Source organism: Brochothrix campestris, assembly GCF_046058945.1.
GTDB classification, from domain to species: Bacteria; Bacillota; Bacilli; order Lactobacillales; family Listeriaceae; genus Brochothrix; species Brochothrix campestris.
On record NZ_CP175511.1, the window covers coordinates 451,874 to 476,655 of the forward strand.

24 protein-coding genes are annotated in these 24,782 nt (G+C 42.2%); 12 read left to right on the plus strand and 12 right to left on the minus strand.

The window, feature by feature from the left end; all coding sequences use genetic code 11:
• Positions 1–271: 271 nt before the first annotated feature.
• From ACJYYY_RS02370 to ACJYYY_RS02385, 4 genes are all read left to right on the plus strand, one after another.
• Complete coding sequence (locus ACJYYY_RS02370) at positions 272–892, plus strand: sugar O-acetyltransferase (protein ID WP_035313024.1); 621 nt, start codon at positions 272–274, stop codon at positions 890–892.
• A 12-nt stretch (positions 893–904) separates the two neighbouring features.
• Complete coding sequence (locus ACJYYY_RS02375; RefSeq protein ID WP_035313025.1) at positions 905–1,702, plus strand: Cof-type HAD-IIB family hydrolase; 798 nt, start codon at positions 905–907, stop codon at positions 1,700–1,702.
• 520 nt (positions 1,703–2,222) lie between these two features.
• A complete protein-coding gene (locus ACJYYY_RS02380; protein WP_156921084.1) occupies positions 2,223–2,396 on the plus strand; it encodes a hypothetical protein in 174 nt (57 codons plus the stop codon).
• A 15-nt stretch (positions 2,397–2,411) separates the two neighbouring features.
• Positions 2,412–2,900, plus strand: a complete 489-nt coding sequence (locus ACJYYY_RS02385) for a hypothetical protein (protein ID WP_035313027.1) — start codon at positions 2,412–2,414, stop codon at positions 2,898–2,900.
• Between the two features lie 47 nt (positions 2,901–2,947).
• Here the strand turns inward: ACJYYY_RS02385 and ppdK are convergent, their stop codons facing one another.
• Positions 2,948–5,575: a pyruvate, phosphate dikinase gene (gene ppdK / locus ACJYYY_RS02390; RefSeq protein WP_035313028.1), complete on the minus strand. Its 2,628-nt coding sequence runs from the start codon at positions 5,573–5,575 to the stop codon at positions 2,948–2,950.
• 138 nt (positions 5,576–5,713) lie between these two features.
• On the opposite strand from ppdK, the gene ACJYYY_RS02395 reads away from it, so the two are divergent.
• From ACJYYY_RS02395 to ACJYYY_RS02415, 5 genes are all read left to right on the plus strand, one after another.
• On the plus strand, positions 5,714–6,469 hold the full coding sequence (locus tag ACJYYY_RS02395; RefSeq protein WP_035313029.1) for a DeoR/GlpR family DNA-binding transcription regulator: 756 nt from the start codon (positions 5,714–5,716) through the stop codon (positions 6,467–6,469).
• Between the two features lie 140 nt (positions 6,470–6,609).
• Entirely contained in the window at positions 6,610–7,335 is a 726-nt protein-coding gene (locus ACJYYY_RS02400; RefSeq protein ID WP_035313030.1) for a methionine ABC transporter ATP-binding protein, read from the plus strand.
• Entirely contained in the window at positions 7,332–8,006 is a 675-nt protein-coding gene (locus tag ACJYYY_RS02405) for a methionine ABC transporter permease (protein ID WP_035313031.1), read from the plus strand. Before ACJYYY_RS02400 ends, ACJYYY_RS02405 begins: the two co-directional genes overlap by 4 nt.
• Before the next feature lie 11 nt (positions 8,007–8,017).
• Positions 8,018–8,839, plus strand: coding sequence for a MetQ/NlpA family ABC transporter substrate-binding protein (locus tag ACJYYY_RS02410; protein WP_408869067.1), 822 nt, complete (start codon positions 8,018–8,020; stop codon positions 8,837–8,839).
• Between the two features lie 675 nt (positions 8,840–9,514).
• A complete protein-coding gene (locus ACJYYY_RS02415; RefSeq protein WP_035313032.1) occupies positions 9,515–10,381 on the plus strand; it encodes a class II fructose-bisphosphate aldolase in 867 nt (288 codons plus the stop codon).
• Between the two features lie 70 nt (positions 10,382–10,451).
• On the opposite strand, the gene ACJYYY_RS02420 is transcribed toward ACJYYY_RS02415, so the two are convergent.
• Positions 10,452–11,066 (minus strand): PepSY domain-containing protein, encoded by a 615-nt coding sequence (locus tag ACJYYY_RS02420; protein WP_035313033.1) that lies wholly within the window; start codon positions 11,064–11,066, stop codon positions 10,452–10,454.
• Positions 11,067–11,255: 189 nt separating this feature from the next.
• Between ACJYYY_RS02420 and ACJYYY_RS02425 the strand changes: the two genes are divergently transcribed.
• Entirely contained in the window at positions 11,256–12,200 is a 945-nt protein-coding gene (locus tag ACJYYY_RS02425) for a diacylglycerol kinase family protein (RefSeq protein ID WP_156921085.1), read from the plus strand.
• Between the two features lie 46 nt (positions 12,201–12,246).
• On the opposite strand, the gene ACJYYY_RS02430 is transcribed toward ACJYYY_RS02425, so the two are convergent.
• The 10 genes from ACJYYY_RS02430 to ACJYYY_RS02475 form a co-directional block, all read right to left on the minus strand.
• Positions 12,247–12,567, minus strand: a complete 321-nt coding sequence (locus ACJYYY_RS02430; RefSeq protein ID WP_035313034.1) for a hypothetical protein — start codon at positions 12,565–12,567, stop codon at positions 12,247–12,249.
• Between the two features lie 14 nt (positions 12,568–12,581).
• A complete protein-coding gene (locus tag ACJYYY_RS02435) occupies positions 12,582–13,439 on the minus strand; it encodes a putative RNA methyltransferase (RefSeq protein WP_035313035.1) in 858 nt (285 codons plus the stop codon).
• 636 nt (positions 13,440–14,075) lie between these two features.
• On the minus strand, positions 14,076–15,176 hold the full coding sequence (locus ACJYYY_RS02440; protein WP_035313036.1) for an ABC transporter ATP-binding protein: 1,101 nt from the start codon (positions 15,174–15,176) through the stop codon (positions 14,076–14,078).
• 18 nt (positions 15,177–15,194) lie between these two features.
• On the minus strand, positions 15,195–16,007 hold the full coding sequence (locus tag ACJYYY_RS02445; protein WP_408869068.1) for a hypothetical protein: 813 nt from the start codon (positions 16,005–16,007) through the stop codon (positions 15,195–15,197).
• A 49-nt stretch (positions 16,008–16,056) separates the two neighbouring features.
• Positions 16,057–16,911 (minus strand): sugar ABC transporter permease, encoded by an 855-nt coding sequence (locus tag ACJYYY_RS02450; protein WP_035313039.1) that lies wholly within the window; start codon positions 16,909–16,911, stop codon positions 16,057–16,059.
• Between the two features lies 1 nt (position 16,912).
• A complete protein-coding gene (locus ACJYYY_RS02455) occupies positions 16,913–18,211 on the minus strand; it encodes a carbohydrate ABC transporter permease (protein ID WP_035313040.1) in 1,299 nt (432 codons plus the stop codon).
• A gap of 95 nt (positions 18,212–18,306) precedes the next feature.
• Entirely contained in the window at positions 18,307–19,572 is a 1,266-nt protein-coding gene (locus ACJYYY_RS02460; RefSeq protein ID WP_408869069.1) for an extracellular solute-binding protein, read from the minus strand.
• Between the two features lie 129 nt (positions 19,573–19,701).
• Positions 19,702–21,474, minus strand: a complete 1,773-nt coding sequence (locus ACJYYY_RS02465; protein WP_408869070.1) for a glycoside hydrolase family 13 protein — start codon at positions 21,472–21,474, stop codon at positions 19,702–19,704.
• Entirely contained in the window at positions 21,475–23,088 is a 1,614-nt protein-coding gene (locus ACJYYY_RS02470) for an alpha-amylase family glycosyl hydrolase (RefSeq protein ID WP_051456786.1), read from the minus strand.
• An 11-nt stretch (positions 23,089–23,099) separates the two neighbouring features.
• A complete protein-coding gene (locus tag ACJYYY_RS02475; RefSeq protein ID WP_035313042.1) occupies positions 23,100–24,074 on the minus strand; it encodes a LacI family DNA-binding transcriptional regulator in 975 nt (324 codons plus the stop codon).
• Positions 24,075–24,289: 215 nt separating this feature from the next.
• On the opposite strand from ACJYYY_RS02475, the gene ACJYYY_RS02480 reads away from it, so the two are divergent.
• Both ACJYYY_RS02480 and ACJYYY_RS02485 read left to right on the plus strand, forming a co-directional pair.
• Complete coding sequence (locus tag ACJYYY_RS02480; protein WP_084038409.1) at positions 24,290–24,454, plus strand: CsbD family protein; 165 nt, start codon at positions 24,290–24,292, stop codon at positions 24,452–24,454.
• Between the two features lie 36 nt (positions 24,455–24,490).
• Positions 24,491–24,739, plus strand: a complete 249-nt coding sequence (locus ACJYYY_RS02485; RefSeq protein WP_035313043.1) for a GlsB/YeaQ/YmgE family stress response membrane protein — start codon at positions 24,491–24,493, stop codon at positions 24,737–24,739.
• Positions 24,740–24,782 lie beyond the last annotated feature (43 nt).

The window sequence follows — 24,782 nt, forward strand, 5'->3', positions numbered from 1 at the left end:
GTTTTTGAGAGGAACTAATCATTAGTATTTATAAGATGCAATAAATACTGTAGCCAAATCAGGGAGAGTTAAACGGAGACCAAGAGAGTGAGGGGATGAAACGATATGATAATTCTCGAAAAAATAATTTTTGGCGGATGAGTTCTTGCAAGCATCTTTTGAAAGTAGATGATAGAGGGTCTAAAAGTAATTTTTTGCATTAACTTTGTCTGCTCGCTATACTTAAGAGGTAAGCGCTTTATTTAAGAGCAAGGATGAATGGAGTGAGAAGATGACAACCGAAAAAGAAAAGATGATAGCAGCACAATTGTATCGTTCGAATGATGCCGTACTGAAGGCGGAGATGAAACGGGGACGACAATTGACACGTCTATTTAATACAAGCACAGAAGAACAGCTTGATTATCGTACGACCTTACTGAAACAGCTGTTTGCAAAGACAGGTGAACAGCTGTACATCGAGCCGAACCTCCGTTGTGATTACGGCACGAATATTACGGTTGGAGAGTCCTTTTATGCCAATTATGACTGCGTGCTACTTGATGTAGCGCCGATTACAATCGGTGATAACGTGATGTTTGGCCCGCGTGTTAGCTTGTTAACAGCCAGTCATCCATTGGATGCTACGGTTAGAAATAGCGGCTTAGAATATGGAGAAGCAATTACGATTGGCGACAATGTGTGGCTAGGCGGTAGCGTTACGGTTAATCCAGGTGTGACAATTGGTGTCAATACAATTATTGGTTCGGGGTCAGTGGTGACGAAAACAATGCCTGCAAATGTTATTGCAGCAGGTAACCCTTGCCGTGTCATTCGCGAACTAACCACTGCTGATAAGCAGTTATGGGAAGAAAAACAAGCAGCTTATTGGGCTGACTACGAAAACGACTAGAGGAGCAATTAGATGGTGAAAATGATCGCAGTAGATATGGATGGAACTTTTTTAAGTTCAGCGAAAGACTATAATAGAGCACGTTTTCAGAGGTTGTATCAAAAAATGCAGGAGCAAGATGTTAAATTTGTTGTTGCCAGTGGTAATCAGTACTACCAATTGACCTCTTTTTTTGCGGACATTGCGGCTGACATTTCGTTTGTTGCCGAGAATGGGGCATTAGTTATTAGTGAAGGTGATGAACTGCTCTGTGGCAAGTTGAAACCAGCGCTGATTACAGAGGTTTTAGCCTTTTTAGATAGCCAGCAAGAGGTGCGTGTTATCTTATGCGGACGTCATAGCGCATACGTACGTGTGAGTGAACCCGCAAGCTTTATCACACAAGCGAGTCAGTATTATCATCGCTTGGCGACCGTTGCTGATTTTAAGACCTTACCGGCTGATGTGTTATTTAAGTTTGCCTTACATGTACCAATCGCAGAGACGGAACAACGGATGGCTGCCATCAACGAGCGTTTTAGTGGTAGGATTAAAGCAGTCACCAGTGGTCATGGCGATATTGACTTAATCATTCCTGGCTTACATAAGGCGAATGGGTTACGCGTATTACAAGAAAAATGGCAGATTCGTGCAGAGGATATTGCGGCCTTTGGTGATGGTGGCAATGACCTCGAAATGCTCAGCCATGTTGGTCAGAGCTATGCGATGGAAAATGGGAGTGCGATTGTACGTGCGACTGCTAAATACATTGCCCCCCGAAATGATGCTGAAGGCGTACTGACGGTTATGGAAGAATTACTGGAGAAATAAAAGCGAAATCATCTCGTAAACAAAGACACTATCATAGCATTTCAAAGAAAATGAAGTCTGTTTAGACTTTTTCTCCAATCACTGCAGTTTAGAACGGTTTTAAATTCTTTTGTTCTAGGCAACACGAGCCTTTGAGGTGAGTGTACAGATGGTACTCGACTCCGAGAAGGCGAGGCATTGACGACCTAGAATAGCGTTTATCTTCACTCTGAGCCTGTTAACTGTATGTTAACAGGCCTTTTACTCCTTTTAAAAAAGTGAATATTCAGACCATTCCCTTTGACTTTCGTTAGCTACCTGTTTTAAAATGTAAGTAGAAATAAAAAAGGGAGCTGATAATTATGTGTCAAAATGATGTTGAGGTAACTATTGATATGTCAGAAAAAACTCCGAAATATATTCCTTGTCCATTAGGTGGTAAGCATAATATGAAAGGGAATGGATCAGGCGACGTACGTGAGAAAAGAGGGACGGTACTATTGAAAGGCCACTGTTTCCGATGTATAAATGTGGAATGGTGATGGTAGGACAATATAGTCCATTTCAAGGTAGTAATAAAGGCGGGCGTTATTATACTGGAAGTGGTCCTGTTGCTAATTACACTGTTATCATAGTGGCTAATGGGACAAAATTACCAGTAAATAGCAATCTCAGCGAAGACGCTTTTTTTCAAGGCATGATATGGGTAGCATAAAAGGAGGCAAACGCAATGAAAAAAATCACCGCAGTAATGATGATACTCTTAGCCGCCATCTTCTTTAGTGGCTGTTCGAGTTCGGCAGCTAGTTTTGATGTCAAAAAAGAACAGCAAGCAGCGAGCAAACAATTAACGGCAATGGGTAAGTTGTTTAGTACGAATGAAACCTTTAGTCGATTGAATACGGATGAACTCAAACAAACCTTAACCGACAAGTTAAGTGACTTCGTCACCAAAGATGAACTGCGCAAGATGAAGAGTGAGATACCACAATGGCAGGCGGGAAATTATGCCAATGATTTGTTTTTTATTGCACCACGAACCGATGAAGATAAGGCGGTATTTTTAGCGACTACACCTAACTTTACTGATAGTCATCTTGAAGAACAGACACTTATTTTTCAGTTGGACTATGAGCCTGAAGCTAATTTCAGTGGCACAACTGTTAAGCTCAAAAAAGAAGATGGCACATGGAAAGTTGACCGGATTGTTAGTGAATAGCAGGCAAAAACCCCAACACCTTAACGGTCTTTGGGGTTTTTCTCGTTTTAATTAACTGTACGATTTAAGAGGGCAGCCTTGGCTAAAGCGAGCTTCGCAAGCGGTACGCGGTAGGGTGAGCAAGAAACGTAATCAACCCCAATTTTTTCAAAGTAGGCAACCGATAAAGGCTCGCCCCCCAGTTCACCACAGACACCAATTTTAATACCTGGCTTCGTTGCTTTGGCCGCCAAAATTGCCTGTTGCATTAGTTGGCCGACACCATCCTTATCAATCGTTTGGAAAGGATCAACCGGCAATAATTGCTTGGCTATATATTCCGGCAAAAAACCGGCACTATCATCGCGTGAAAAACCATAGACCATTTGTGTGAGGTCATTCGTACCAAAGCTGAAAAAGTCAGCGGTAGTTGCTAGTTTCCCAGCGATTAAACAGGCACGAGGCAGTTCAATCATTGTGCCAATCGTATAAGTCAGCTGTTTATTAGCGTCCGTTAACACTTCGTCAATTGCCTGTTCTAAAAAATGACGCATCCAGTTCAGTTCAGCCTCACTACCAATCAGTGGAATCATAATTTCTGGTGTGACCGTAATGCCTTCAGCTTGCAGTTGTAAGGCGCTTTTAACAATCGCCTGCACCTGCATCTTATAAATAGCAGGGTAACTAATTGCCAACCGCACACCTCGGTGTCCCATCATCGGATTGCTTTCTTTTAAGGCTGCTAAACGCTCTGTTAAAAGGAGGGGCGAGATGTTTAATTGGGTTGCGAGCTGCTGTTGTTCACTCAGTTGCGTCGGCAAAAATTCATGCAACGGTGGATCAAGCAAACGAATGGTGACAGGGCGCGATCCGGCTGTCCGAAAGAGTGCGCTAAAATCAGCTGTTTGATGAGGTTCAAGCTCGTTCAAGGCGACAAGTCGTTCCGCCGCCGTCGTTGCTAAAATAAGGCGACGCATCTCAAGCAAACGCTCGGGACTAAAAAACATATGCTCTGTGCGTGTTAAGCCAATGCCACTTGCTTCGAATTGCAAGGCTTGGGCAAAGTCAGTTGCTGTATCGGCATTGGCCCGTACGGATATATGCGTGCGCTTTGATAGCACTTGCATCAGCCGCTTGAAACTCGGTGTGATTACGGCTGGTGAGAGTGGGATTTTTTGCGGATAGAGTTTCCCTGTGCTGCCATCAACAGAGAGCCAATCACCCTCGGTTAAAATACCGTTATCATAATGTAAGGTTTTTTCCACCTCATCAATTAACAAGGTGTGACAGCCGCAGACGCACGCAGTCCCCATACCACGAGCAACGACAGCGGCGTGGCTCGTCATGCCCCCTCGGCTTGTAATAATCGCTTCGCTTGCAATCATCCCAGCGATATCTTCCGGTGATGTTTCTTGCCGAGCTAAAATAACGGGAATGTTATGCTCAGCAGCGGCTTGAGCAGCTGTCGCTGAAAAATAAAGTTGACCTGTGGCAGCTCCCGGACTAGCGGGTAAACCAATCGCAAACGGAGTGAGTGCTTCGATGGCAGCGGTGTTAAACGTATCATGCAAGGCGGCTTCTATGTCATCGTAAGAAAGACGTTCAATCACCTCAGCGGCTGTAAGAAGGCCCTCGTCCAAAAAAGTCATTAGTAAATGAATTTGCGCGGCTGCCGTTCGTTTTCCGTTACGGGTTTGCAGAAAGTAGAGCTGCCCTTTTTCAATCGTAAATTCAACGTCTTGCATGTCTTTGTAATGGGTTTCAAGCAACTGAATCCGTTCGCTAAATGTGGCGTATAAGGAGGGCATAATGTGTTGCAGCGATTGCATCGGTAAAGGTGTTCGAATACCGGCAACGACATCTTCTCCTTGCGCATTGAGCAAAAACTCGCCGAAGATTTCGTTTGCACCGGTCGATGGATTGCGAGTGAAACAGACACCGGTGGCACTGGTGTCACCCATATTGCCAAAGACCATTTCTTGGATGGTAACGGCGGTGCCTAAATCGTCTGCTAGATGATGCAGTTGACGGTAAGTGAGTGCCCGTGGGTTGTACCAAGAATCAAAGACGGCCTCAATCGCTAACATGAGCTGCTGCAAAGGGTCTTGGGGGAAGTCTTTGCCTGTTTGTGTCCGGTAAATTGTTTTATACGTCGTTATCAGTTGTTGGAGGTCGTCGCTAGTTAAGTCAGTGTCGCGCGCACGTTGCTGCTCTGTTTTTAGTGCCGTCAGTGCTTCCTCGAAGAGCGCACTTGAAATGCCCATGACAACATTACCAAACATTTGAATGAGGCGACGGTAACAATCAAAGGCGAAGCGTGGGTTGTTGGTTTCATTCGCAAGTATGAGAACCGATTGGTCAGTTAAACCGAGATTTAAAATCGTGTCCATCATTCCTGGCATCGAATGAACAGAACCACTCCGAACGGATAAGAGCAACGGACGTGTGGTACCAACGAGTTGCTTTGCCGTTTCTTGTTCCAGTCGCTCGATTGCGAGTGGCAGTGCAGCCTTTAAGGTTGGTGGCATCGTTTGTTTTGCGTTAAAATAAGCAAGACAGGCTGCAGTCGTCACTGTAAAGCCTGCGGGTACAGGTAGACCAATTCGTTTCATCTCGGCCAAGTTGGCACCTTTGCCACCTAAGAGATGCTTCAATTCTTTGCGACCTTCGTCAAAAAAATAAATGTAATTTTGCACAAGACCACTCCTTCTAATCAAAATTAACGTTATGAGCAAGGCGTTTCTCAATTCCATTATAGACAGCGAAAAGGGGTTCGGATATCAATGTTCAACAAGTTGACGAATGTTCACTGTAATCATAAGGAGGAATCATCGATGAGTAATCAGGAGCGTCAGCAAGAAATTATGGCAATATTACGGTTGAAAAAAGAAGTGAAGCCGTGTGACTTATGTTTGATGTTACATAGCAGTTTATCGACTGTGCGACGTGATTTGATACAGTTAGAAAAAGACGGCCAGATTAAACGCTCATATGGTAAGATATCGCTGAAACAATTAGCACATACTGAACCGGTTTTTCAACAGCGACAACGTCAAAATAGACAAGCAAAACAACAGATGGCTGAAATAGCGAGTGATTTTATTGGTAACGGGCAAACAGTGTTCTTAGATAGCAGTACAAGTGTCCATCTGTTGGTGCCCTTTTTACGTGATAAGCAGGATATTGTTATTATTACAAACGGCTTAGCGACCGCAGCACAACTGAATACGGAAACAAATAACCGCGTGTTTTTTGTTGGAGGAGAGCTCACGCCAGGATTGGGGGGGGCGAGTGGCGGCTTAGCCGAGGCCTTTTTGCTCCCATTTACGATTGATGTTGCTTTTTTCTCCTGCCGTGGCATTGATCCTAACTTTGCTTATGAAGCGAATAATCAACACGCCCATTTTAAGCAACAGGTGATGGACGTTTCGCAACAGTCGATTTTACTCTGTGATGCGACTAAATTTTCAACCCGCTATTTTTATAAATTAGCCCAATTAACGGCTTTTTCAGCGGTGATTACTAATCAAGCACCAGTCGATGAACATTATTTAACAGCTAGTGAGGCCCAACCCGAGTTTTATTGGTGAAGGGTGTTATAGCACAAAAAAATGGTGTGCTATAGCAGTTTATGCGAAAATTGTGATTAATCTGTTTGTTCTTATGTTATTGTAAGATGAAAAGAACGTTATAAATAACTAATTAAAAGGAACTAAGGAGGCGCGTGAGGGTGATTCAATTTGATAAAGTGACCAAGAACTACGATTCTGATTTGAAAGCGCTTCATAACGTGACGTTGACGATTAATCAAGGCGAATGTTTTGGTGTTGTTGGTGAGAGCGGCTCGGGAAAGTCAACCTTTTTGCGACTGCTTAATCAGTTAGAAAGACCAACGAGCGGAACGATTACAGTGGCACAACAAGTGTTAGCTACTTTAAGTGAGCGGGATATAAAAAAGCGCCAACAACAAATCGGCATGATTTTTCAGCAATTCAATTTATTACATAATCAAACGGTGGCCCAAAATGTGGCATTGCCATTAAAACTTCGCGGCAAGATGGAGCCAGCGCGCGTATTAGACATGTTAGCCTTTGTTAACCTGACACATAAGGCAGACGCTTACCCACGCGAATTGAGTGGCGGCGAAAAACAGCGGGTTGCGATTGCCCGCGCCTTAGTCATTGAACCCAAATTGCTTCTTTGTGACGAACCCACCTCAGCCCTTGATGCCCAACACGTTGATGAGGTGCTCAGTCTATTAGAAAAAATACACAGTCAGTTTCAAACCACAATGGTCATTGTTAGTCATGAATTGGCCGTAATTAAACGGATGTGTCAACGTGCGGCGATTTTTAATAGAGGTGAACTTGTTGGTATCACAGCTGTAAAATCAGCAGAAAACGCTCAGCAATATGACTCGTATGAGGCAAGGGCGATGGAGATCCTTCAACAATGACAACATACTTAGCACATCTCCTTTATTATCAACCAGAAATGCTACGTGCGCTGAGTGAAACAGCTGTAATGTTACTCATAGCGATTGCAGCCGCAATCTTAATTGGTTTACCAATGGGGACATTCATCTACTTATCACGAAAAAATGGTGTGTTGGAGCATAAGGGCGTCTCATTATTATTGAACAATTATGTGAACATTGTTCGTTCATTTCCCTTTTTATTGTTCGTTGTCGCCCTTATTCCTGTAACAAGATGGGTCATCGGTTCGGCTTTTGGTACATATGCTGCCAGTTTTCCGCTAGCGTTTGTAGCCGTTGCCTTGTATGCACGCCTCGTAGAACAAGTATTATTAGACGTTCCAGAGGAGGTGGTTGAACTCGCCCGTGCAATGGGCGCAAGCAAATGGCAGTTTTTACGCCATTTTTTGTATGTCGAAGCACGATCCGGGTTAGTGTTAACCTTAACGTCCGTTATTATTAGTATGGTGTCATATTCAACGATTATGGGCGTGGTCGGTGGTGGTGGGATTGGCGATTTTGCAATTCGCTACGGTTACCAACGCTATGAATATGATGTGATGTACACGACGATTGTTATCATGATACTGAGCGTGATTGCGATTCAAGTAGTAGGTTCGTATGTAGCAACCAAATTAGATAAACGAAAGTAGGGGGAGCAAAGATGATGAGAAAAAGTTGGATTGGCCTTTTATTAGTGGTAGTAATGGTGTTGATGGCAGGATGTGGCAGCAAGACTGCTACGAAGGATGAATCAGCAGATAAGGTCATTAAAGTGGCGTCACACATGACACCAATGACCGATGTGGTAGAAAAAGCAGGCGAGGTAATTAAAGCCGACGGTTACACGATTGAATTAGTACAGGTTAATGATAACATCCAGTATAATGAACTTTTAAAAAATAAAGAAGTAGATGCCAATTTTGCACAGCATGAACCGTTTATGATGAAATTTAATGAAGAAAAGGATGCCAACTTAGTGGCAATTCAAAAAATTTACAATGCTAAAGTGGGCTTCTATTCAAAAAAATACAAAGATATCACAACTATTCCTGAAGGCGCAAAAGTGGCCTTGCCAAATGACGTTTCGAATGAAGGACGAGCTTTAGCCATCTTAAATGAAGCTGGACTGATTACTCTTAAAGAGGGTGTCGGCTTCGACGGTACAATTAAAGACATCGTTAAAAATCCTAAAAAATTACAATGGCTATCGGTTGATTTACTTAACTTAGCGGAAACATACGGTGAAGATAATGTGGCACTTGTTTACAATTATCCGACTTACATTGCTAAGTTGAATTTGACACCAAAAGATGCAGTCTTGTTAGAAAAAACAGTCGATGATCGCTTTGCCATTAGTTTAGTTGCTCGTGAAGATAATAAAGACTCAGCAAAAATCAAAGCATTGAAAAAAGCGATGACAAGCAAAGAAGTCCGTGACTTTTTAGAAAAAGAACACGCAGATACGTTGTTACCAGCGTTTTAAAAAGTAATCAAAGCGAAAGCAGCTCGTCAAAGGCAACTAAATTGGAGGCTTTGAGGCCGGCTATCTTTTCCGGTACGAAAAGGCGAAATTTAGACAGCCTTTAGCTGATAGAACTGGAGTAATCAAAGCGAAAGCAGCTCGTTCAACAGCGTATAAACGGACATGACACTTTGCGTCATTAGAATATTTAAAATGATCGCCTTCTATTAAAGGCGATTCAGACTGAAGATAAACGCTGTTCTAGGTCGTCAATGCCTCGCCTTCTCGGAGTCGAGTACCATCTGTACACTCACCTCAAAGGCTCGTGTTTCCTACTATAACAACGTTTCTTTTCAGTCAAGTCATCTTGTAGCCAAAGTTACTTGAACTAACGTTCAAAGTGAAACCAGTTTAATTCGACTTTGTCTACAATCTGGATTGCCTTCTATTAAAGGCGATTGTTTGTTTTTTGAGAAGAAAAACCGCTTACATTATGAAGCGATAACGAAATGTGACATTTACTCGAAAGTAATGTCATATTTCCGTGTTATTTTCATAAAATTAATATCATTTTGTGGGAATTCGTGCGATAAATTGTTACAATGTAGGAGTAAACTCTTTAGGTATTGAATTTTATGCAAATAAGATGTAATATTTAAGAGTATGAAATGTAGATAAACTAGGAGGAATTCAATTATGGCATTAGTATCAGCAGAACAAATGTTAAAAGACGCACGCGCAGCACAATACGCAGTAGGTGCTTTCAACACTAACAACCTTGAGTGGACAAAAGCAATCTTAGCAGGAGCACAAGCTTCAAACTCACCAGTTATGATCCAAACTTCAATGGGTGCAGCTAAATACATGGGCGGATACAAAGTATGTGTTGATTTAGTTAAAAACTTAATCGATTCAATGGGTATTACAGTTCCTGTAGCACTTCATTTAGATCACGGTGACTATGCAGATGCATTAGAATGTATCGAAGTTGGTTACACATCAGTTATGTTCGATGGTTCTCACTTACCATTCGAAGAAAACTTAGAAAAAGCTAAAGAAGTTGTTGCTAAAGCTCACGCTAAAGGCGTTTCTGTTGAATGTGAAGTTGGTAGCATCGGCGGCGAAGAAGACGGCGTTATTGGTACTGGTGAATTAGCTTCTCCTGAAGAATGTAAAGTTATCGCTGACTTAGGAATTGATTTCTTAGCAGCAGGTATTGGTAACATTCACGGTTCTTACCCTGCTAACTGGACTGGCTTAAGCTTTGATACTTTAGGCGCTATCGCTGATATTACTGATGGTATTCCGTTAGTATTACACGGTGGATCTGGTATCCCAGTTGAACAAGTTAAAAAAGCAATCTCATTAGGTGTTTCTAAAATCAACGTTAACACTGAATGCCAAGAAGTATTTGCAGCAGCAACACGTAAATACATCGAAGAAGGTAAAGACTTAGAAGGTAAAGGCTTTGACCCTCGTAAATTATTAGCTCCAGGTACTACTGCAGTAACTGAGTTAGTTAAACAACGTATTGAATGGTTCGGTTCTAAAGGTAAAGCGTAAGTTTTAACTTATGAAATAAAAATGTCCCTCGCAATCTGCGAGGGACATTTTTATTTATCTATCGTATGACTTAATTGTCTTGCTCGATTTCAATCACTTCTTTAGAACTTGCGTTGATTTTAACCTCGGTTTCATTCTTACCATTTTCGATTGTAACACTCCAGTAAGTCACGTTAAGCTCTTTGTCTAGGCTCCAATCAGTCGCAGTTCCTTCAGCTTTTGTGAGGGCAATATCAGTTACATCTTTAAGTGATGCAAGCTTGTTTAAATCAAGTTTGTCTTCAGCGCGTTTAATACCATTTTGATCATCTCTGTCTAATTTTTTATCAGATGAGTCTTTCACGGTGTTTTTCTCGGCATCAATTTTCACTTCGTATTCTTTATTATCGTCAACGCCTTCAACTTGGTAGTACCATTTTGAAAATGAACTATCTAATTCGATACTTGTAATATCGCTATTAGGAAATTCTTTTTGATAAGTATCAATCGCTTCGGCTACTGTTACTTTAGGGAGTTTTTGTGTCGCATCATTCGTCGCATTGTTATTTTCAGTCGTTTTAGCAGTTTCTGTTTTTTCGGTTGGTGTAGCTGAAGTTGCTTTATCATCCTGACAGCCAGCCAGGACGCCAACTGATGCTAAACCAAATCCTAAAGCGGTTAATGTGATAATTTTAGATAATTTCATAATTAACACTCCCTTTATTAGTATATCTTTAGTATAGTGCTATTCTGAGTTAATAACATCATACTAGAGACTGAGTTTCACTACTTCAATAGTCATGTAACAGTGCGTTTTCGTGATGGAAAAAAGCATGTGCTAAAAGTGTACATTTGCTATAATTAAAAGAAGTCTAAGTAAAGGGGCATAATTCAGTTGAGACATAAACAAATTTATATGATTATTAATCCAACATCTGGCGGTGGTAGAGGTGCTGTTATCGGCCGTCAGTTGAGTGGGATGTTAAATAAACAAAAAATTGCTTACCAGCAAGTCACAAGTCAGTATGCGGGTGAAACACTAGCGCTAGTCAAGCAATACTGTCGTCAGTATCAAACTGATGAAGAGCGACCGACGTTACTAATTGTGGGTGGCGATGGTACGGTTAATGAAACCATTCAAGCGATGGGAGAGGACTATCGTCACATACCAATTGCTTATATTGCAGCGGGATCGGGCAATGATTTTGCCCGTGGCAGTGGCTTACCGCGTTCTCCCAAAAAAGCATTAGCTCATATCTTACGTTTAACAGAGCCACAAGCGTTTGATATCGTACATTATCATACAGTTGAAAAGGAGAAACGTGGTTACTTTGTAAACAATCTTGGTTTAGGATTTGATGCTTTGATTGTGAAAATCGCTAATCAATCACGCTTGAAAAAATTCTTGAATAAGCTCGGTTTAGGAACATTTACGTATGTGATTGCTTTGCTGAGAGGTTATTTCAAACAAGCAGCGTTTGATTTACAGATTGAAATGAATGGCCAAACGATTGCGTTTCCACAGGCATTTTTAGTGACGACAACAATCCATCCCTATTTTGGTGGCGGTGTAGCAATTGCACCGATGGCACAGAATAATGATGCGAAAATGGATTTGGTTGTTGTTAGAAAAGTGTCCTTGCTTAAATTGGTTCAATTATTCGGTGGGATGTTACTGGGTGGGCATCACGTGAAATCTGTCGAATTTCATCACTATCAGTCATCTAATATGAAGTTGATTATTGATGAAAAAGTCGATGGACAAATTGATGGTGAAGTCTTAGGCCAATCCGCGTATGAACTTACTTTGGAAACAGAGCAACATTTATTTTGGGTCTGAAAAAGCTACTTCTTAATTGATAATTTATCAATTAAGAAGTAGCTTTTTAAATTTTAATATAACCATAACCAACGATTTGACGATTGAGTAACTCTTTGATGCCATTGGGGACGATAACAACAAATGGGGGTAATTGACTGGCATCAAGGTCTTGGGCTTCGAGCGTATCGTTACAAACCATCCATTTAATGTGACCAGAGGTGCGCTCGATATACCATAATTGTGTAATGTCGTAAAAATGAGTGACTGCTTCATCGGTTGCGACGACGACAATTTTATCGGTATAACCGGTCGTTAATAAATGAGCGATATTATTTTCGAGGTCTTGCCATTTATGATTTTCATTGATGTGAAAGGCTACGGGCATAATTACAATCTCCTTTATTTATGACCAATTAAGATGTCAAAATCAGCTGTGATACACCCATCACTTTTGGTGATGAAAGCTTGGATGTCATCCTCTCCCAAATTCCATGTTAAGGGTGTCATGTGCAAAAGCTGTGATAGTTGTTGGATACTTAATTGTACTTTATAGGTTAATGATTCGCGTCTGAACTGTGGGAATTGACCTGCAAAGAGTGCAACAGTATCATCGTTTTTATATGTCTTTTTAACCGAATCAGCGTAAAAATGGTGACGTAGTTCTTGAAGGTATCGTGATTGCGGTACGACTTTAAGGACAAGGCCATTATGGCTTAACATGCGTTCGAATTCTTTATAATTGGCGGGTGAAAGAATGTTAAGAAGCACGTTGACGCTGTTATCCGCAAAGGGCATGTTCGCAAGATCGGCTACAATCCAAGCGACGTCTGTGTAATGTTTAGCAGCAGATAAGATGCCTTCTTTGGCAATATCAGTCCCGAAGGCAATCGTTACCTGTTCTTTTAAAGCCGCTACAATGGCAGCGAGATGTGAACCTTCGCCACAGCCACCGTCAACGATGCAGACGGGCTCAGTCGTATGTACTGTAATCAAGGCGGTGAGTCGTTCAATCAATGGTGTAAAAAAAGCACTTTCGGTGATAAGCTCCCGTCGTGATTCAAAGAGTGCTTTATCATAATGTGTGGCATTATGTTGATTCAGTAAGTTAAGATAACCTTGTTTCGCAAAATCAAAATTATGTCCATTGGTACAAGTTAACTGTTCTGTTATTGTAAAAGAGGTGTGGCAAATCGGGCAATTTAGGATAGACTCATGTTGTGTTAAGCGAGCAATGCTGTGTTCTTTTTTACTTAGCATGTGTTTCCTCCGGTTGAATAGTATGGTTTTATTATAACATACGAGCGGATAGTATTACGATGTGAGGCTATAAAAGCAAAAAAAGAAGCCCGCAAACAAAAAATGTTGGACAGGCTTCTTTTTTTCGATTTTCTCGTTTCTAACAGGTTAATTTCGCTTTCATACTTCCAGCTCAATCAACCAGAAACTTGCCAATTTCAGAAAAAGCTACGCGACAAAAATAGTCGCTTGCGTTTTTCTTCCAATTTTCTCGTTTCTAACAGGTTAATTTCGCTTTTATTCTTCCAGCTCAATCAACCAGAACTTAGGAAATTTCACTCCCTTACTTGCCGATGGTAAATAATCGGCAAATTCGGTAGTTCCAATTTCTACAGTTCTAACAGGTTAATTTCGCTTTCATTCTTCCAGCTCAATCAACCAGAACTTAGGAAATTTCACTCCCTTACTTGCCGATGGTAAATAATCGACAAATTCGGTAGTTCCAATTTCTACAGTTCTTACAGGTTAATTTCGCTTTCATTCTTCCAGCTCAATCAACCAGAACTTAGGAAATTTCACTCCCTTACTTGCCGATGGTAAATAATCGGCAAATTCGGTAGTTCCAATTTCTACAGTTCTAACAGGTTAATTTCGCTTTCATTCCTTACTTGTCAGTGACAATTCTGTTTCAGGATCAAACAGGTGGGCTTTGCTCATATCTAAGCCTAATTGAATCGTTGAATGGACCGGGTATTTTGAGCGGGCATTCACGCGGGCAATGAAGTTTTGACCGCCAAGGTCAGAGTGGAGCATGTATTCAGCTCCTGTTAATTCAGCGACGCTAATCGTGCAGTCAATAATATTTTGCGGCACTGCATTTAAAAAAATCGGCTCATCGTGAAGGTCTTCCGGTCGAATGCCTAAGATAATCGGGCCATCAGGACGGTCGTTTAACAGCTTGCGTTTTCCTTCAGGGATTGTTAAACTCGCGCCCTCGGTAATAAAGCGGTTGCCTTGAAGTTCACCTTTAATAAAATTCATTGGAGGCGATCCGATAAAACTACCAACAAAGAGGTTAATTGGATTTTCATAAACATGCTCGGGTGTGCCGACTTGTTGAATGATGCCGTCTTTCATAATGACGATACGTGTCGCCATCGTCATTGCTTCGGTTTGATCATGGGTCACATAAATCATCGTCGTGTTGAGTTCTTGATGGATTTTACTGATTTCAGCTCGCATTTGCACGCGCAGTTTCGCATCTAAGTTAGAGAGTGGTTCATCCATTAAAAAGAGTTTAGCCTCACGTACAATTGCACGACCTAACGCAACCCGTTGGCGTTGACCACCAGACAATTCCCGTGGTTTTCGCTCGAGGTATTCAGTTAAGCCTAAAATGTTGGCGGCTTTATCGATACGCACTTTAATGTCTTTTTTCGGCATTTTTCGTAGTTTTAAGCCAAAAGCCATGTTATCGTACACGCTTAAATGAGGATAGAGGGCATAGTTTTGAAACACCATTGCAATGTGACGGTTTTTGGGAGCAACATCATTCATTAAATGACCATCCATCGTAAAGGACCCTTTACTAATATCCTCTAACCCAGCAATCATCCGTAACGTGGTAGATTTACCACAGCCTGATGGTCCGACAAAAACGATGAATTCTTTATCTTCAATCTCAAGATTGAAGTCTGATACAGCGGTAACTTTCTTATCGTAAATTTTGTAAATGTTTTTAAGTGAAATGGCAACCATGATGATCGACCCCTTGTATTAGTTTTTTTTAAGACGGAAATGCGTAACGTAAAAGAGTAAGAGAACCATCGCGATTAAGCCGATGGATAACAATGACATAAACAGCATGACATCAAAAACAAAGAGGCTGATGATGGCTGTAACAACGGCGGGTGCACCCATCACTAAGGTACTGAGGGTCATGACTTCACGGCCCGTTGTAATATCACTGACGTGCGAACGTTTCACTAATGCGAAACAAACAGCAACGGCTAACCATGTAGCTAACTGTGTTAGTAGTAACGCGCAAAAAGCGACGAGGATTAAGGTCGGCAGTAGCAGTCCGGCATTGGCTTCAAACCAATGTTTATTCACCCATGTTTTAAACGACTCTTCGGACTTAAAGTCAGCGGTTGTGGTTGTGTCATCGTAAGGTAGGCTGAACGATAATCCGGCAGGGCTTTTAATAGTGACGGCGGTACGTTCGAAAATGACCGCGGTTGTAACGTTATCTGCGAGTACGAAAGGGTGTGCGGTTGCTACGGCACTCATCCCTTTATTCGATTCAGACGTGATGGTTTTAGCCTGTAGTTGCTGTTGGCTAAAGGAACCATTTGCTACGCTCTGTAAGCTGTTTGTTAGCGACAGTTCATACGGTTCAGGCATGATGAGTGACAGATTGAAGGTTGTCATTTTAGTAAGTTGTAACGTAAGCGGAACCATTAAACAAGCAACTAGAAAAAAGAGTGTGACGAGTAGTTGCCACCATTTAAATTGCTGTTTACCAGCCATCATGCGTCGTGGTGAAAAGATACGTGTGAAATAATTGATGATAAAGGGTGTGCGTTTCATCTGTTGAACCTCCAATTTTGCGATGTAAGTCTAAGCCTGTGTATGCTGTCTATCCTTTTGTGCCACCAGACGTTAAACCTGAAACGAAGTTCTTTTGTAAGAGGAAGAACAACAGAACAATCGGTAACGCAGTTAGGATGGCACCGGCGGCAAATAAGGCCACTTTTTGTTGCTGTGGATCAGACACAAGTGTTTGGAGACCGACTGCTAAGGTCAATTGTTCATCAGTTCGTAGTAAGAACTTCGCGAGTAAAAAGTCGCCAAACGGTGCCATAAAAGCCCAAAGTGCTTGAACGGCAATCATTGGTCGTGCTAACGGTAAAATAATCTGCCAAAAAATACGGAAGTGACCGGCTCCGTCAATACGAGCGGATTCATCGAGGTCACGAGGAATGGTATCAAAGTAACCTTTCATCAACCACGTGTTCATCGGAATCCCACCACCAATATAAAGTACGGTTAAGAACCAGTACGTATCGAGTCCATTTAAGAGCATCGCCAAAACATAGAAGGCAGTTAAGGCAGCCATTGTTGGTACCATTTGGATAATAAGGAAGAACACGAGGCTGTTTTTTCGTCCTTTAAAACGATAACGGCTGTACGTATAGCCTGCCAATGTGACAACGGCCACTTGGATAACCATCACGGCGATTGCGATAATGATTGTGTTTTTATACCATAAGAGATAATTGGTTTCGCTGAATAGTCGTCTGAAACTATCAAGCGACCATTGTCCGCTCAAATCTAAGGTGAAGGCGACAACACTGCTGTCTTTGAAAGCAGAGGAAGCGGTGATTAACAGCGGATAAACAATGATGATACCAAGCCCAATTAAGAACAGATAGGTGAATAAATGGGCGAAAAAGCGTGCTTTCTTTTGACTTTGACCAAATTTCCGAGCCATCTTACATCATCTCCTCATTATTAAAGGCATTGGTTTTCTTAAAGGCAATCAACGAGACTGAGATGACGATGATTGAAATTAAGAGTGTGACGGCGGCAGCGACTGAATATTGTGGGGCTGTACCGGTCGTTAGTTTGTAGATCCATGAGATTAAAATGTCGGTTGAACCGGCGCCAGAACCCACACTGCCGGGGCCTCCTTCGTTGAAAAGGTAAATAATTGAGAAATTATTAAAGTTAAAGGTGTACTGTGTAATGAGGACGGGTGCGGTTGCGAATAAAATCATTGGTAAGGTAATCTTCGAGAAACGTTGGAATGGCGAGGCACCATCGATTTTAGCAGCCTCGTACATCTCTTCGGGAATCGATTGTAAGACACCAGTGACCATTACATAAATATATGGGAAACCGAGCCAACCTTGAATCATAATTAAGGCAGTCTTTGTCCAAAAAGGATCGGTCTTCCAGGAGATGGCATCAATATTGACGAATGGAAGATGATTGATGAACGGAATAACCTGGGCATTAATCGCGCCGATACTGTCATTGAACATGTTCGAAAAACTCATAATCGTAATGAAGGCAGGAACAGCCCATGGTAGTAAAAATAAAATACGGAAAAAGGCTTGGCCTTTCACGAATTTTTGATTGACGACCACGGCGGTAATAATACCTAATACAATTTGGAGCGTTGTGGCTAATAAGGTCCAAATAACGGTCCAAGAAAAGACACTGGCAAAGGTTGCCCGGTATGAAGCGAGTACGAATAAGTTTAAGAAGTTTTTAAAGCCGACCCAATCAAGCAAGCGAAAGGGGGTGATATGTTGAAAATCATAGTTTGTAAAGGCGATAAAAACGGTCACGATGACGGGGAAACAAATGACGAAAATCATCAATAAGTAAGCCGGCAAAGTTAATAAATACGGGAAACCTTCTTCGTATAATGAACGTAAGTTGTCTTTAGGGACAGTGTTGACTTTTAAGCCCTGCTGATGACGTCTGGCAATTGCACGCGCGTCACTAATAACGAGGACGTAAAAGAAGATGAAAATAAGTGTAACGATAATTTGTAAGGTCCCTCTAATCATCATGAATAAGGAGTTATCAACAACTGGGGTTGTGCCGAGGCTAATAAAATTAGCGAGGGCTGTAAAACCAAAGGTGAACATTTCAAAGAGAAAAAGAAGAAACACACTTAAGAAGATGCTCCCTTTGAAATATTGTTTGTTGTAGAACTGTCCTAATCCAGAGATAAGTGATAACAGGGTTGCCTTGGTTACGGATTGCTGTGTTGTTTTCATAGCTAATCTCCTCAATTCTGTCTTAAAATAAGCTGAAAAGACGCCCAGACTGACTCAATTAAGAGTGACAGAGTGAGCGTCTCAATCGTTAAGCCTTATTTGCTATCGTATTTTTCGCTAATATTTGTCTCAATGACTTTGACGGCATCATCTGCAGAAGCTTGTGCTTCTTTTTTGTCTGATACGGCATCAAACATGAGGTTTTCAACACCAGTCCAAACTTCACTCATCTCAGGAATCGTCGGTGTTGGTGTTGCTGATTTGAATTGATCAATCACGGCATTAGTTAAAGCGTCATCTGTTGCAGCAGCTTTAGCTCGTGCTGTTTCGTTAGCAGGAATTTCGTTCGTATCTTCATAGAAGGTAAAGGCATTATCAGCATTACCGGCATAGGCTAACCATTTTTGTGCGAGGTCAGCGTTTTTAGCATAAGAAGTTGCAACCCAAGCTTTACCACCAGCAAAGGGACTGTAAGCTTTATCGCCAGGTAATTTAGCAATTGCGGCTACACCATAGTCGATGTCTGCTTTTTTGTAGGTTGCTGCTTGCCAAGGGCCATCAATGACCACGGCTGTTTTACCTTCAGTAAATTCTTTTGTGACGAAATCTCCGGCACTTTTGTTATCGAGCATGCCTTTAGGCCATTTTTTATACCATTCTTTGGCATATTCAACACCTGCAACGGCACCATCATTGTTAAGACCGATGTCTTTAACATCTGTGCCATCCTCACCGAAAACATAACCACCGTTACCAGCTAATAAACCATAGCTATAGTAAAAGTCAGTCCATTTTGCTAAGAAAGCGGTGTTTTTTCCGTCTTCAGAAGCGAAGTCAAATTTAGTATCAGTTGCTAATTTTTCTAATTCTGTAAAGGTTGTTGGTGCTTTAGCGATTAAATCTTTGTTGTAATACATGACGAGTGTTTCAATAACAAAGGGTACGCCGAATTGTTTTTTCTCTGATGTGACAAGATTTTTTTCTTTATCACTAAAATCAGCAGCAGCCAATTCAGTTACTTCAGCTAAGTGGCCTTGTTGTGCTAAACCACCGACACGGTCATAAGCAGCCATCGTAACGTCAGGTGCTTTGCCAGCTGGTCCATCTAAGGGAATAGCTTCGAGCTGATCAAACATCGGTTTTGTCACGATTTTGATTTTAGCATCGTTGTCTTTTTCGAACTGAGCCTTAATACTTTCGACGTATGGTTTATACGTTTCTTCAACTGAAACAGTTAACGTGTTCGAATCGCTATCGGATGATTTTTTCTCTTCTTTCTTAGATGAACTGCTTGAACAACCTGCGAGTACAAGGGTGAAAATTAATAAGAGTGATGCGAATACCGTCAATTTCTTCTTCATGTTATTAGCCCCCAATAAGTTTATTTACTAACTAATTTAAGTATAACCATCTATGCAAACGCTTTCAATAGGTTGGAATGATGTTACCGGTAACATCATTCCAGCTGGAAAATAATAATTGGTCTATTGTTACAATGACTGCTCTAAAACGATGAAATCATTTGCTTGTAGTTGTATATGGGAAGTTGTCGTTTCAAAGTGACCAATAATTGGTCTTGCTTCTTTGAGCGCAGCGGTCTGTTGGTAGCGTCGCGTCTCAGGCGAACGATTAAATAAGGCTGTTAATTGGTTGGCTTCATCCTTCAAAGTGAAACCAATGAGTTCGTTGGGCGTGTCTAACCATGTTAAGTGACCGGTTTGAATGAGGTGGTTATATTGTTTACGGAAGCTCAGGATGTTTTTAGTGAAGGCGAGTAGGTCTTTGTCTTGCGCTTGTTCATCCCAAATCATACACTTACGGCAGTCAGGATCATTGAAACCATCTAGGCCGACTTCAGTACCATAATAGAGACACGGTGTTCCTTTTTGTAAAAATAAAAAGGCGAGCAATTGCTTTAAACGTTGTTTATCGTTAGCCATCCGCGAGAGCACGCGGGCTGTGTCATGTGAATCGAGCATATTGAACATCACAGCCGTAGTGTCTTTGCGGTACATCATTAGCTGGGTATTTAAGCCGGAAATCAAAGTCGCTTCATCGATTGATTTGTCGATGAAATAATCATTGATCGTCTCGATGTAAGGGTAGTTCATTGTCGCATGAAACTCATCGCCTTCGAGCCAACGTTGGGCGCTGTGCCATATTTCACCGAGAATATAAATGTCTGGTTTAATCGCTGTTAGAGCGGTCTTCATTTTTTTCCAGAAATGATGATCGACTTCATTGGCCACATCGAGGCGCCACGCATCAATCCCAAATTTTTCGATCCAGTACGTAGCAATGCTGATTAAATAGTCCTGCACTTCGGGGTTTGCGGTATTTAGTTTAGGCATATGTGTCGTAAAGGCAAAGGTGTCGAAGGATAAGGTCGGTTCATTTTCGATATTGCCGTTAACGCCAGTTTGAACGGGAAAGCTCTCAATGTGAAACCAGTCTTTAAAGCGTGATTTTTCTTCGTGTTGGAGCACATCCTGCCATTGGGGTGAGCGATCACCAATGTGATTAAAGACGGCATCAAGCATAATCCGCATGCCACGGTGGTGGGCTTCATCAACAAAACGTTGGAAGGTCTCATCATCACCAAAATGAGGGTCAATCGTGAAATAATCTTCGGTATCGTATTTATGGTTGCTTGGTGCTTTGAAAACAGGCGTGAGATAAAGCCCGTTAATACCAAGCTCGGCCAAATAGTCGAGATGATCGATAATACCTTGTAAATCGCCGCCATAAAAGGCTGATGTAGTTGGCGATTCTTGACTCCAGTCACGCACATCTGTCGGTGACAGGCTGGGATTACCATTAGCGAAGCGTTCGGGGAAAATTTGGTACCAGCGTGTATCGCTTGCCCAAGTCGGCGCACGATAGGCATCGATTGCGTGCAAATAGGGCAGGCGGAAGTAATAATTGGCATACGTTAAGACACGCTCACTGACGGGAAACGCGCCACGGTCACCAAAAAAGAGGGTGTCTGTTTGGCTTTCAAGAACGAAGCCGTATTGCCAACGGTGATGCGGAGGTTCAACGGTAATCTCCCAATAGTCGTGGGTGAGTGTCTGCGCAACTCTCTGCATCGGACGTTGTTCGCGCCACCAGTTATCGACCGTAAATAAGTAAGGATCACCGCCGATTAAATAAACCTTTTGAGCATCGGCTTTTTTTGTGCGAAGTCGTAAGTATAGGCGTCCATCACTGTGTAAAAAGGCATCTTCACTTTCGGGTCGGTGATAAATTGCTGCAAGTTCCATTTATAATTCCTCCTTTAAAATCAGGACACCAAAGGGTGCCAACTGTTGGTTGCTTGGGTCAAAGCCGTTGTTAAATAATGTCGTTGTGTCAGCAGAAGGTGTCACAACGAGTGGTGTATTCGATAGATTGACACGAATAATAAGACGTTCGTCTGTCGTTTCACGTATCAGTTCAAAAAGCTGTTCATCAGCAATGGCATTAAATTGTGTCGTTGCTTGTGCCAACTGTTGGCTGTATCGCTGGCGTAACTGCAGCAACTGCTTATAGTGTGCTAAAGCGCTTGTCGTAGAAGCTCGTTGCGCGAGATAAGGGGTGCCAGGCGACAACAGATTGTTCCAAGGGGCAACGGTTGAAAAGCCTTGAAAGGGCTGCTCATCCCAATTCATTGCACCACGGGCCGCATCTTTCGATCGTTGTTGAACAACGAAGAGTTGTTCAACAACGCTTAATTCTGCCGTGTCCTGTAAAAAAGAAGGGAGGCTTGGATCAGTTGCATAGTCTTTTAACTGCGGATGAATCGCATTTGTTAAGGCCAGCTCTTCACCTTGATAAAGCAGTAGCCAGCCGTTTAAAAACAGTTGCATGCATAAAAGGGCGATGGCTGCGTCAGTTGAGCCGTCACCAAATCGTGAAACGGCTCGCGGATGGTCGTGATTGCTTAAGTAAAGTGCCATTTGTCCGCTGTCGGCCTGTTGTTGATAGGCTAACAATTGACGTTTGAAGGCGGGTAAATCGAGCTGTTGTAACTGCTGTGCCACACCGCTGTCTCCACGTGTTTTTGTTTGAAAATGTCCGAAGGTAATTAAACAATCGATTGTTTCAAAGTAGCGCGGCACATCTGCGGGCTGGGCAGAAGCGGCTTCACCAAGTAAGACAAACGGCTGCTTTGTCCGCGCGGCAATCGCGGCCTTAAAGGCAGCTAAATGCTCGAAATTCCGAGGGAGATTAGCGTAATAACATTCAGCTAACACAGGTGTCTGCTTTGCTGTCGGTACCGACAAAAAACGTTGGTCTTTTGCTAAATGTGAGATGGCATCGAGTCGAAACCCGGCGACTCCGTGATTGAGCCAATAAGCTGCCACCGCCGCTAAGTCATTAATGACTGCGGGATTTTCCCAGTTCAAGTCGGGCATTTCCGGAGCAAACAAGTGAAAATAGGCTTGCTGAGATGAGGCATCATACTGCCACGTACTGCCACCGAAAAACGAGGCCCAATTTGTCGGTGGTTGCGTTGGGGTAGCTGCTTGCCAAATGTAGTAATCACGGTATTGGGAATGCTGATCGGCAAGCGCTGCCTCAAACCACGGATGCCGATTCGAGGTATGATTGATGACTAAATCTAAATAGATGGCAATATCAAATTGTTTCGCGCGGGTAATCACACGTTTCAAGTCCGCTAATGTACCATATTCAGGTGCAATCGTATAATAATCGCTGACATCATAGCCGTTATCAATGCCGGGCGATTGAAAGATAGGGCTGAGCCAGATAGCGGTGATTCCCAGTTCAGCGATGAGGGGGAGTCGGTCATATAAGCCGTTTAAGTCACCAATCCCATCATTATTACTGTCTTGAAAACTTTTTAAATAGACGTGATAAATAAGTTCGGTCATGTCTCTCTCCTTTATGCCTCGCCTTCTTGTCGTGAAGGGGTGAGCAGTAATGTTGGTTCAAATAAAAACCGCGACGGTGTCGGTTCTTGATTGATTTTATCTAAAATCATTTGACCGCAGGTTTCTCCCATTTCGATAATCGGTTGACGCACGGTTGTAATATGAGGCTGTGAAACACGGTCGAGATAAATGCCATCGAAGCCAGTGATACCGATATCTTGACCGATTTTTAAAGAGGTGAACTGTTTAACGGCTTGCAACACACCTGTCGCGATATTATCGGAGGCGCAGACAATGCCAATCCGCTCGCGAGTAGGTGCCTGCATCGCCTTTGTTAAAAAGTGGCGCATGAACCGTTGTGAGTCATTGAAAGAATTGGGCATATTATAGACGACGCTGTCTCGTTTCCAGGCGCTCATCGTCGCAACGTAGCCTTGTTCACGTGATAATTCAAAGGCTTCCTTAATATTGGTACCGAAGAAAAAGATACGCGTGTAGCCATCTTGTAATAATTGTTCGGTCGTTAAGGCTGTCCCTTTGTAATTATTAATATCGACGTAGTCAAAGCCATGTTTATTTTCACCAAAAAAGACGATAGGCTCTGTTAGCGCTTGTATTAGGGGAAGGTATTGTTCACGGAATCCGGCGACAATTAAGCCGTCACAATTTCCGATATCGAGGGACTCAGGTTGCACAAGCTGAATCGAATAGCGCTGTTTGGCGAGTGTCTTATTTAAGCCGAGCAATAAATACATGTAGTAGGGCTCAGTCGTATCGACCTCTTCTAAAAAGAGAAACTTAATAATTTGCGTGCGTTTCGTCACAAGTGCTTTGGCGGCATAGTTGGGCGTGTAATTGAGTTCTGCCATCACTTTTAAAACAGCCGTACGCACGTCAGGTGCCACTTTTTCAGGATGGTTGACGACACGCGACACAGTCATTTTAGAGACATGTGCCATTTTGGCAACATCAGATAAGGTTGTCATAAACGGTCTCCTTTCGCGTAAAGTAAACGTTTACATCTTAAAACAAGTGTAAATGCAAACGTTTGCATTGTCAAATGAAGCATCAAAATGAATAGTTGTGACAAAATAACAAACTTTTTTAATAAAAAATGTTTGGTTTTTTTATAGGAGGGAAAGTTTAAAGTGTAACGATAATTTAAGTTACGCCAAAAAATTCAAAGAGAAGAGGGATAGGTATGAGTGGAGCATTTGACAAGCTTAAAGGGAAAGCAAAAGAAGCAGCAGGTAAAGCACTTAACGATGACTCTTTAAAAAATAAAGGCAAGGCCGATCAAGTCAAAGGTGAAGTGAAAAAAGCTGCAGGTAAGGTGAAAGACTCGTTTAATGATAAAGACAAATAACTGACACAATACGAGAGAAAGATAGGAGATGTTAGCATGTTACATTTTATTTGGGTATTAATTATTGGTGCAATTATTGGTGCAATCGCCGGAGCAATTACTAAGACAGCCTATGGCTGGGTCGGCAACATCGTGGCCGGTATTGTTGGTTCATGGTTAGGTGAATTGATTTTAGGTAGCTGGGGCCCATCGCTCGCAGGTATGGCGATTTTTCCATCGATTATCGGTGCGGTTATTTTAGTATTTGTCGCATCACTTATTTTTGGAAAACTGAAAAAAGATTAGTGAACTAGAGGTTAAAAATGAAAGTAGCTTATAGCAAAGTCGC

What these genes read in the sequence shown, in the direction of transcription:
- ACJYYY_RS02380 (WP_156921084.1), top strand. Translation starts at nt 2,223, where the DNA reads ATGGTAGGACAATATAGTCCATTTCAAGGTAGTAATAAAGGCGGGCGT.
- ACJYYY_RS02460 (WP_408869069.1), bottom strand. Translation starts at nt 19,572, where the DNA reads ATGAAGAAGAAATTGACGGTATTCGCATCACTCTTATTAATTTTCACC.
- ACJYYY_RS02455 (WP_035313040.1), bottom strand. Translation starts at nt 18,211, where the DNA reads ATGAAAACAACACAGCAATCCGTAACCAAGGCAACCCTGTTATCACTT.
- ACJYYY_RS02415 (WP_035313032.1), top strand. Translation starts at nt 9,515, where the DNA reads ATGGCATTAGTATCAGCAGAACAAATGTTAAAAGACGCACGCGCAGCA.
- ACJYYY_RS02475 (WP_035313042.1), bottom strand. Translation starts at nt 24,074, where the DNA reads ATGACAACCTTATCTGATGTTGCCAAAATGGCACATGTCTCTAAAATG.
- ACJYYY_RS02395 (WP_035313029.1), top strand. Translation starts at nt 5,714, where the DNA reads ATGAGTAATCAGGAGCGTCAGCAAGAAATTATGGCAATATTACGGTTG.
- ACJYYY_RS02450 (WP_035313039.1), bottom strand. Translation starts at nt 16,911, where the DNA reads ATGGCTCGGAAATTTGGTCAAAGTCAAAAGAAAGCACGCTTTTTCGCC.
- ACJYYY_RS02435 (WP_035313035.1), bottom strand. Translation starts at nt 13,439, where the DNA reads ATGCTAAGTAAAAAAGAACACAGCATTGCTCGCTTAACACAACATGAG.
- ACJYYY_RS02375 (WP_035313025.1), top strand. Translation starts at nt 905, where the DNA reads ATGGTGAAAATGATCGCAGTAGATATGGATGGAACTTTTTTAAGTTCA.
- ACJYYY_RS02430 (WP_035313034.1), bottom strand. Translation starts at nt 12,567, where the DNA reads ATGCCCGTAGCCTTTCACATCAATGAAAATCATAAATGGCAAGACCTC.
- ACJYYY_RS02410 (WP_408869067.1), top strand. Translation starts at nt 8,018, where the DNA reads ATGATGAGAAAAAGTTGGATTGGCCTTTTATTAGTGGTAGTAATGGTG.
- ACJYYY_RS02385 (WP_035313027.1), top strand. Translation starts at nt 2,412, where the DNA reads ATGAAAAAAATCACCGCAGTAATGATGATACTCTTAGCCGCCATCTTC.
- ACJYYY_RS02465 (WP_408869070.1), bottom strand. Translation starts at nt 21,474, where the DNA reads ATGGAACTTGCAGCAATTTATCACCGACCCGAAAGTGAAGATGCCTTT.
- ACJYYY_RS02405 (WP_035313031.1), top strand. Translation starts at nt 7,332, where the DNA reads ATGACAACATACTTAGCACATCTCCTTTATTATCAACCAGAAATGCTA.
- ACJYYY_RS02370 (WP_035313024.1), top strand. Translation starts at nt 272, where the DNA reads ATGACAACCGAAAAAGAAAAGATGATAGCAGCACAATTGTATCGTTCG.
- ACJYYY_RS02480 (WP_084038409.1), top strand. Translation starts at nt 24,290, where the DNA reads ATGAGTGGAGCATTTGACAAGCTTAAAGGGAAAGCAAAAGAAGCAGCA.
- ACJYYY_RS02470 (WP_051456786.1), bottom strand. Translation starts at nt 23,088, where the DNA reads ATGACCGAACTTATTTATCACGTCTATTTAAAAAGTTTTCAAGACAGT.
- ACJYYY_RS02485 (WP_035313043.1), top strand. Translation starts at nt 24,491, where the DNA reads ATGTTACATTTTATTTGGGTATTAATTATTGGTGCAATTATTGGTGCA.
- ACJYYY_RS02440 (WP_035313036.1), bottom strand. Translation starts at nt 15,176, where the DNA reads ATGGTTGCCATTTCACTTAAAAACATTTACAAAATTTACGATAAGAAA.
- ACJYYY_RS02445 (WP_408869068.1), bottom strand. Translation starts at nt 16,007, where the DNA reads ATGAAACGCACACCCTTTATCATCAATTATTTCACACGTATCTTTTCA.
- ACJYYY_RS02420 (WP_035313033.1), bottom strand. Translation starts at nt 11,066, where the DNA reads ATGAAATTATCTAAAATTATCACATTAACCGCTTTAGGATTTGGTTTA.